Annotated in this window: 14 protein-coding genes and 1 pseudogene; 14 read left to right on the forward strand and 1 reads right to left on the reverse strand. The window is 39.3% G+C overall.

Translation table 11 applies throughout. The features are described from left to right. From M3Z76_RS19385 to M3Z76_RS19445, 13 genes are all read left to right on the forward strand, one after another. Positions 1-819: DnaD domain-containing protein (locus M3Z76_RS19385; RefSeq protein ID WP_295657515.1), on the forward strand; the 819-nt coding region annotated here is incomplete at its 5' end. Beyond that, a complete protein-coding gene (locus tag M3Z76_RS19390; RefSeq protein WP_295657517.1) occupies positions 791-1,624 on the forward strand; it encodes a DnaA ATPase domain-containing protein in 834 nt (277 codons plus the stop codon). The genes M3Z76_RS19385 and M3Z76_RS19390, both read left to right, overlap by 29 nt. A gap of 200 nt (positions 1,625-1,824) precedes the next feature. Then, on the forward strand, positions 1,825-2,175 hold the full coding sequence (locus tag M3Z76_RS19395) for a hypothetical protein (protein WP_295657519.1): 351 nt from the start codon (positions 1,825-1,827) through the stop codon (positions 2,173-2,175). Further along, the gene (locus tag M3Z76_RS19400) at positions 2,168-2,401 is read left to right on the forward strand and encodes a hypothetical protein (protein WP_295657521.1); all 234 of its coding nucleotides are present in this window, start codon (positions 2,168-2,170) and stop codon (positions 2,399-2,401) included. The genes M3Z76_RS19395 and M3Z76_RS19400 overlap by 8 nt, the downstream gene beginning before the upstream one ends. Positions 2,402-2,423: 22 nt before the next feature. Then, positions 2,424-2,648, forward strand: coding sequence for a hypothetical protein (locus M3Z76_RS19405; RefSeq protein WP_293929841.1), 225 nt, complete (start codon positions 2,424-2,426; stop codon positions 2,646-2,648). Positions 2,649-2,721: 73 nt separating this feature from the next. Further along, the gene (locus M3Z76_RS19410) at positions 2,722-3,003 is read left to right on the forward strand and encodes a hypothetical protein (protein ID WP_295657524.1); all 282 of its coding nucleotides are present in this window, start codon (positions 2,722-2,724) and stop codon (positions 3,001-3,003) included. Then, entirely contained in the window at positions 3,000-3,620 is a 621-nt protein-coding gene (locus M3Z76_RS19415) for a dUTP diphosphatase (RefSeq protein ID WP_295657526.1), read from the forward strand. Before M3Z76_RS19410 ends, M3Z76_RS19415 begins: the two co-directional genes overlap by 4 nt. Positions 3,621-3,765: 145 nt before the next feature. Then, complete coding sequence (locus M3Z76_RS19420) at positions 3,766-3,930, forward strand: DUF6011 domain-containing protein (protein WP_293929845.1); 165 nt, start codon at positions 3,766-3,768, stop codon at positions 3,928-3,930. Next, positions 3,927-4,349, forward strand: a complete 423-nt coding sequence (locus M3Z76_RS19425; protein ID WP_293929847.1) for a RusA family crossover junction endodeoxyribonuclease — start codon at positions 3,927-3,929, stop codon at positions 4,347-4,349. The genes M3Z76_RS19420 and M3Z76_RS19425 overlap by 4 nt, the downstream gene beginning before the upstream one ends. Positions 4,350-4,375: 26 nt before the next feature. Further along, positions 4,376-4,582, forward strand: coding sequence for a hypothetical protein (locus tag M3Z76_RS19430; protein WP_293929849.1), 207 nt, complete (start codon positions 4,376-4,378; stop codon positions 4,580-4,582). Positions 4,583-4,605: 23 nt separating this feature from the next. Then, the gene (locus tag M3Z76_RS19435; protein ID WP_280522786.1) at positions 4,606-4,740 is read left to right on the forward strand and encodes a hypothetical protein; all 135 of its coding nucleotides are present in this window, start codon (positions 4,606-4,608) and stop codon (positions 4,738-4,740) included. A 20-nt stretch (positions 4,741-4,760) separates the two neighbouring features. Further along, on the forward strand, positions 4,761-5,141 hold the full coding sequence (locus tag M3Z76_RS19440; RefSeq protein WP_293929851.1) for a hypothetical protein: 381 nt from the start codon (positions 4,761-4,763) through the stop codon (positions 5,139-5,141). After that, positions 5,141-6,022 (forward strand): phosphoadenosine phosphosulfate reductase domain-containing protein, encoded by an 882-nt coding sequence (locus tag M3Z76_RS19445; protein WP_293929853.1) that lies wholly within the window; start codon positions 5,141-5,143, stop codon positions 6,020-6,022. Before M3Z76_RS19440 ends, M3Z76_RS19445 begins: the two co-directional genes overlap by 1 nt. Positions 6,023-6,077: 55 nt before the next feature. Here M3Z76_RS19445 and M3Z76_RS19450 read toward each other — a convergent pair whose 3' ends face one another. Beyond that, positions 6,078-6,272 (reverse strand): hypothetical protein, encoded by a 195-nt coding sequence (locus tag M3Z76_RS19450; RefSeq protein ID WP_293929854.1) that lies wholly within the window; start codon positions 6,270-6,272, stop codon positions 6,078-6,080. Between the two features lie 298 nt (positions 6,273-6,570). On the opposite strand from M3Z76_RS19450, the pseudogene M3Z76_RS19455 reads away from it, so the two are divergent. Continuing rightward, a pseudogene (locus M3Z76_RS19455) lies at positions 6,571-6,841 on the forward strand (sigma-70 family RNA polymerase sigma factor); the annotation flags it as partial.

The following is a 6,841-nucleotide window of genomic DNA, read 5'->3' on the forward strand; positions in this document are numbered from 1 at the left end:
AATAGCAACTACGTAGTGATGAACAGAACAGCATTAAATGATGAAAGGCTATCGTGGAAAGCTAAGGGCATAATGGCTTACTTACTTTCGATGCCTGACGATTGGGTGTTTTATATGGACGAATTGATGAAACACTCAACTGATGGAAAATCATCTTTTAGGGCAGGCTTCAATGAATTAAAAGATTGCGGTTATGTAGAAAGGCGGCCAATACGCGAAGGGCAGCGTATTAAAGAGTGGGAAACTATTGTCCATGAAATACCAATTGATAATTCTCTACTTACCGATTTTCAAGAAGTAGAAAAGCTAGAAGTTGAAAACCAAGAAGTAGGTTTTCAAGAAGTAGAAAATCAGCCACTACTAAATACTGATGTTAACCAAGTATTGAATAAACCAAATATTGATTATAACCAAATATTGAGAGAAGAGAGAGAGGGGGCTACGCCTCTCCTTCCTCCATCCTCTCAAATCGACGAGTCATTTTTGAAAATCAAAACATACTTCGAGCAGCATATACGACCAACCACTTACAGGGACGCTCAAGACATTAACAAGCTACTCGAATTTTACAAGGATGCTGATTTGATTATCGAGGCTATCAAAATAGCGCTTGATAGGGGCAAGCCGTTTATAAACTATATCGATGGCATTTTAAAGCGTTGGTCAGTAGAGCAAGGCATTAATAGTTACCAAGACTTTTTAACGAAAGGGGGCAACTACGATGCAACCAGTGGGGCACAAAATAGACCAAATACTTCAACGTTTGCGGGAGCAGACGAGGAATTCATGCGTGGACTTAGCAAATTTAGTACCAAGTAAGAGCTATGAGTGTGATAAATGCAAAGACGAAGGCGGCTTTTACGTGAAGAAAAAGGCTGGTGAAACGGTACTCGCTCGGAATTTCGAGGGAATATTGCAAGAAATGATTTTGCAGTATGACACGAGCGATTGGCAAGAATGCACGTGTGCTAGGTTAAAGCGAATTAATCGCTTAATCAAGTCCAGTGAAATTACAGAAGAGTTTCAGAAGATGGGTTTCAAAAACTTTAGACACATGGACGTTGATATTGAAATAAATACAATGTTTCATAAAGCGCTGAATTACTTTGAAAACTTTCAATCTATCAAAAACGAGCGAGAAAACAGCATAACATTTATCGGTCAGCCTGGTTGCGGAAAAACGCATTTACTGACAGCTATTTCAAACGGATTGATTAAAGAGCACCTGGTGCCTGTATTGTATTTTCCGTTCAAGGACGGCATGAATAACATCGCTGCTAATAAATTTGAGCGTAAAAACGAAATCATGCAGCAAATGAAAGATGTTGATGTGCTGTTTGTAGATGATTTATTTAAGCCGATTGGGGGCGAATTGAAGCTTGACCGTTATGGCAAGCCTCAAATAATCGACTGGCAAGCTGACATTATGTACGAGGTGCTTAATTATCGTTACTTAAATAAAAAACCGCTACTAATATCCACCGAGCTTGGTGTGGATGAGTTACTTAAAATCGACGAAGCGACTTACAGTAGAGTGTTTGAAATGTCGGGTAATCATGTGGCGGTTGTCAAAAAGAACGTTCGTAACAATTATAGATTACGGAATTTATATCAATCGGGGTGATGACATGGCTAGACGCGCAAAGGGGTGGACGGCAGTACAAGGTGAGTATGTTATGTGTCCAGTGCCAGAGTGTAAGCACATGGGCTTGGTGATAACCAAAATACACTGTCGGATGGTACATGACATGGAACGTAGTGAGATTGAAAAGCTCTATGGCGAGGCTTACAGAGTGCTCAAAAAGCGAAAGGGGCGAGTGATTAATGACAGGGAAATATGATTTTCAAACACTTGTGAAGTTTGAAAAAAAGGTTTCGCAATTACGAGATGAGCTTGCTAAAACTCAAAGATTGCTAGATGTGACGGAGTTGGCAGAAGCAAAAGCTCGTATTGAAATTGAACGATTGCAAAAATTGGTTGAAACATTACAAGGTGTTCATTTTATGGAGCTTGAGTGTGAGAATGCTGAAAATAGACGATTATGTGAAGCGCTTGAATTTTACGCAGACGCTGACTGGTATCGCCGAAAGCAAGGGGATGAGATTGTCGTTTTGAAAGACGGCGGGGAAATTGCGCGCGAAGCATTGGGATTGGTAGGTGAATCGAATGATTAACTATGTCACGTATTTAGGCTACAACGGACCAGCGCCATTAGCGATTATCTTGTGGTACAAGCCAAATAGAGATAAGCCATCATATCGCACAATATGTTTTGATGAGGGAGACGTAATCAACATGTACGAGCGTTATACAACGCCTAGTGACATGTACAGCAAGCTTAAACCGTCAATCCATATCATTGAGCCTATCGAAATTAAAACGGCTGTACGAGCTTCCTAGATAGGTTTAACGAGGTGATATTATGAATTACATTTTATTCACTGGCGCTAAACATGAATCTATCAAATTTGACTTTACACAAAAGCAAATAGAGTTATTTCGCAAGCTGTGGAAGGACGGAGCAGCGCATAGCAAAATTTGCGAAGAGTTAAAAATCAATAAAAACACATTGGCTTTACTGATAATCGACCAAAGTGTCGCAGGAGCGATTGACAATAGACCAAGCGGCATATTCGGGGATAAATAATAAATCGCGCACTCTCTAACGTGTTAATTATTAGCAAAATCAGTAGAGTGCTGCTAAAAGGGGAGTTGAATACATGAATAGTGTTACGTATGACGGTAAGGCTTACGACTGTAACGGACAAGAGTTGGAACGTGGTGACATCGTTAAAATAATCACTGATAGATTCAAAGGGTGGCATGGTTGGTTAAGGAAGGGTAACGCGCTGAAAGTAGCTTATTGGGAAAATAGACCAATAGGCATGAATGAGCGATATGTAGTTATTTTCTTGAAAACAAAAGGTTTTGAGCCTAAATATGTTCAAGCTGGTGTTTTGGAAAATGATATTGAAATCGTGAAAAAAGGAGCACGCAAATGAACTTACAAAAACTATTCAATATGCAAGCAGAGCTAGACGAGCGCATCATACAACAACACCCAGAATTACGAGGGCAAAACAACCTTGACTGGAAGCTACTAGCACTACAAGTTGAGTTAGGTGAGTGTGCTAACGAATGGCGTGGCTTCAAAAGATGGAGTAATAACCAGGAATCAAGAACAAGTGTTAAAGTGGGGTGCCCTAATTGTGCTGGGACTGGAACGCCTATTGGGATACCGAGCTATGCAGGAATTGATTGTTGGCAGTGCGGGGGAGAAGGTTCTTATTCGAAGAATCCTCTTTTAGAGGAATACATTGACTGCTTGCACTTCATTTTGAGCATCGGATTGGAAATCGGCTACAAAGAGTTTGATGAAGAAGAGATGAATGAATATTTCGCACAGGTAAGTGACGATGAGAAGAATGGTATTACACGTCAATTTATCGCAATCAACTATATTACGTCGTGCATGCTAGAAAACTACATTCACTATGAGCAAGCGCTTTATGAGATTTTGAGTTTAGGTGAGATGTTAGGCTTCACATGGGAGCAAGTAGAAGGTGCTTATTTAACAAAAAACAAAACCAACCACGAAAGGCAGTTGAATGGTTATTGACATATACAGAGCTGTACAAACGTGTTGATCGTGACAAGTTACTAGCCGTGGGAATGTTTACAGCCGAGGAAATCAAACAGTTGAGATATGAGGGTTATAAGGAAATTCAAACTAATAAAAATGGGATTCGAGTGGAGGGGAATCTATGAAACTATGCGACCGCTGTAATAGACCGCTAAAGACGCAGAAGTCAATGGACTATGGCATGGGGCCGGTATGTAAACGAAAGCATGAAAAAGAACTGGAAGACGCTGAATTTGAGCGTAATCAAGTAAACATGGATGAGGCTATCAAGGAGGCTACGGCATGATTAGCTTTACAATACCTGGCAAAGTACAAGCCCAGGAGCGACCACGATTCAGCAGGGCAGGCAAGGGCGTCAGAACTCATGACGCCCCAAAATCCAAAAACTATAAAGAGTGGGTAAGGCTCGTAGCTATGCAAAATAAGCCGCAGGATCCGCTACAAGGAGCATTGAGGCTTGAGGTTGATATTTATGTCATGCCGCCGAAAAAGTATCACACAAAGCCAAAGCAAGCACTTATTGCTTGCGGTGATCTAAGACCAGTGACTAAGCCCGATGCAGACAATCTAGTCAAGGGCATAAAGGATGGGATGAACGGCATTATATGGGGCGATGATGCACAAATAGTCGAGCTGGTAGCCCGCAAGTGGTACTCGATGGAGCCGAGGGCTGAAATTAAGGTACAGCAGTTAGTAAGCATTTGAACCAAAATGTGCAGGAGGATAAATGAATGGCTGAAATCACATTAGAAGAAATTAAAAGTCGCATATTCAAAGACCGTGAAGGGGTTAGTAACTACATCAACGTAAGTATTGAAGAAATGGATTGGTTAGTTGAACAAGCCGAAAAAGTTCAACGCTTAGAAAAAGAGAAAGAAGAAGCCTATCAAACAGGTTATAAACAAGGGAAATTTGATGAATTGATGGATAATTTTTAATTGAAAGTAAAGTAGGTGGCACATTGAAAAAAGATACATTTTACTATGGTTTTGCGGTAATGTTGCTATCTATTATTCGAAAAGAAAAAGTGAATAAAACAGAATTAAAAAAAGAAATCAATCGAATTATAGATGCCATGTACAAAGAATTTACTTGAGGAAAATGAGGTGAATAGGAATGTCATTAATTTTAGCTAATGAAGATGAAAAAAAGAAAGGTTGGAAACTCTCAATTCAGTTTTTGAAAGAGGTTAGACAAAAAGTTGGAGAAATCGAATCGGGCGATGATACACCATCTTTAGAGCAAATTGAAGATGTGATTGTTGCTTATGAAGAATGCAAGAAACTTGAAGGACCGAAAAACATTCTTGTAAACCAAGAGCCTTATTATTATGAAATTGGTGCGCCTGTGCTTATTTATTGGGAAGATAAATGGCAAAAAGGACAAATTACAAATGGTTATCGTACTCGTGATGGTCTTGTACATGTACAAACTGATGATGGGCAAACAGTATCATTTGGCGAAGCTCGTCATGAAGAATATATTAAACAGGCTTAATGAACAATAGAACCATTACACGTAGTAAGCGAGGTGAAAACATGATTAAGCAAAATTATGACGATGGTAAAAAGCATGTACATGTGTTGTCGTTCGGCGGTGGCACACAATCTACAGCATTGTTGTTAATGGCTTTAAAAGGTGAAATAAACGGTGTTATTCCGGATTATATTATTTTTTCTGATACAGGCTGGGAACCATCGAATATTTATAAATGGGTGGATAAAGTTAATGGCTACATTAAACAAAAATATGGGCATGAAATCATTTTCACCAATGGAGGCAACATTCGTGAAGACTTTATAAAGGCTGCTGAAACAGGTTCCAGAGTGGCAACAATGCCGCTATTTACATTAGCTGATGATGGTTCAGTTGGGATGATAAGGCGACAGTGTACGGGAGAATACAAAATCGAACCTGTTAAGCGAAAAGTACGCGAGCTGTTAGGTTATAAACCACGACAACAGGTAAAAGAAGTTGTACACATGTGGAAAGGCATTAGTACGGATGAAATACATCGTGTGAAATCAATTGAAGACAAGTGGATCGAAGCAGAACATCCACTTATTGATGTACGGATGATGAATCGTACAAATTGCATTTCATACGTTGAACGTGAAGGATTGGGAACGCCAGCTAAAAGTAGTTGCATAGGCTGTCCGTTTCACGATAATCAAACATGGCTAGAAATGAAGAGAAACGACCCTCAATCGTTTGCAGATGCTTGTTTCATAGACGAAAAAATTAGACACATGCCAGTTTTAAACGGACAAGCATTTTTACATCGTTCTTGTAAACCGTTACGAGAGGTTGATTTAAACGAAAATCAACTAGAACTAGACTTATGGGCAAACGAATGCGAAGGCATGTGTGGGCTGTAATATTAAGCACAATGACCATTATGAATAGTTAATAAAAAAGCCTGGTTAGATTGCTCTACCAAACTTTAATCAAGAAGAATATTATTCCAACTAAAGAGAGTAACTGTACAATACGTGATGAAAAAATTACTTTAATAGCTTCACCCATGAAATGTATAACTAATAACATTGCAAAAATAACTACAATCAATGGTATTCCAACAGATAATACATTAGCAAAGCCATCATTTAAGAATATTTCTTGAAACATCTTACACCTTCTTTCTTTTTAGAAAAATTATATCAATTAGCTAAGAAAGAAGCACGAAAATATACTCGAAATATACCAATTTTTATACGGAGGCTAAGGATGAATAAAATGTACAAGTTTGAAATGAACGGATGGGCGCTAACGTGGATTGGGACAAGTAGTCTGTACGGTCTAGTATCAATGATTGTCGATATGTTTAGGCCGTTTATCTAAAATAAAAAAAGCAGCCAAGCTCCAGCTCAGCCACCTCAGCAAAATTATACACACTCTATTATAACACATAAATGGGGGCTAAAGCATGGGCAAAGGGCAAACAACTCAAATGGATATTGGGTATATGATAAACAACTATCGGCTGTGGAAAAAAGAGATTGCTAGATTAGAGCGAGCTTTGTATGGTGGTAGTCGTAATATGAGTTCATGGGGCGTGGCTCAATATGGATTAGAGGCTACGATGCCAAAGGGCAGCAGTATTCGTTCAGCGGCAGAAATGGAACGAATGGATGTAAGGGAACGTAGCCAATTAAAGCGGCTAGAGCGCTTAGAATCTTATGTATATGCGTTAGAGG

Source organism: Metasolibacillus sp. (assembly GCF_025291715.1).
Lineage (GTDB): Bacteria > Bacillota > Bacilli > Bacillales_A > Planococcaceae > Metasolibacillus > Metasolibacillus louembei.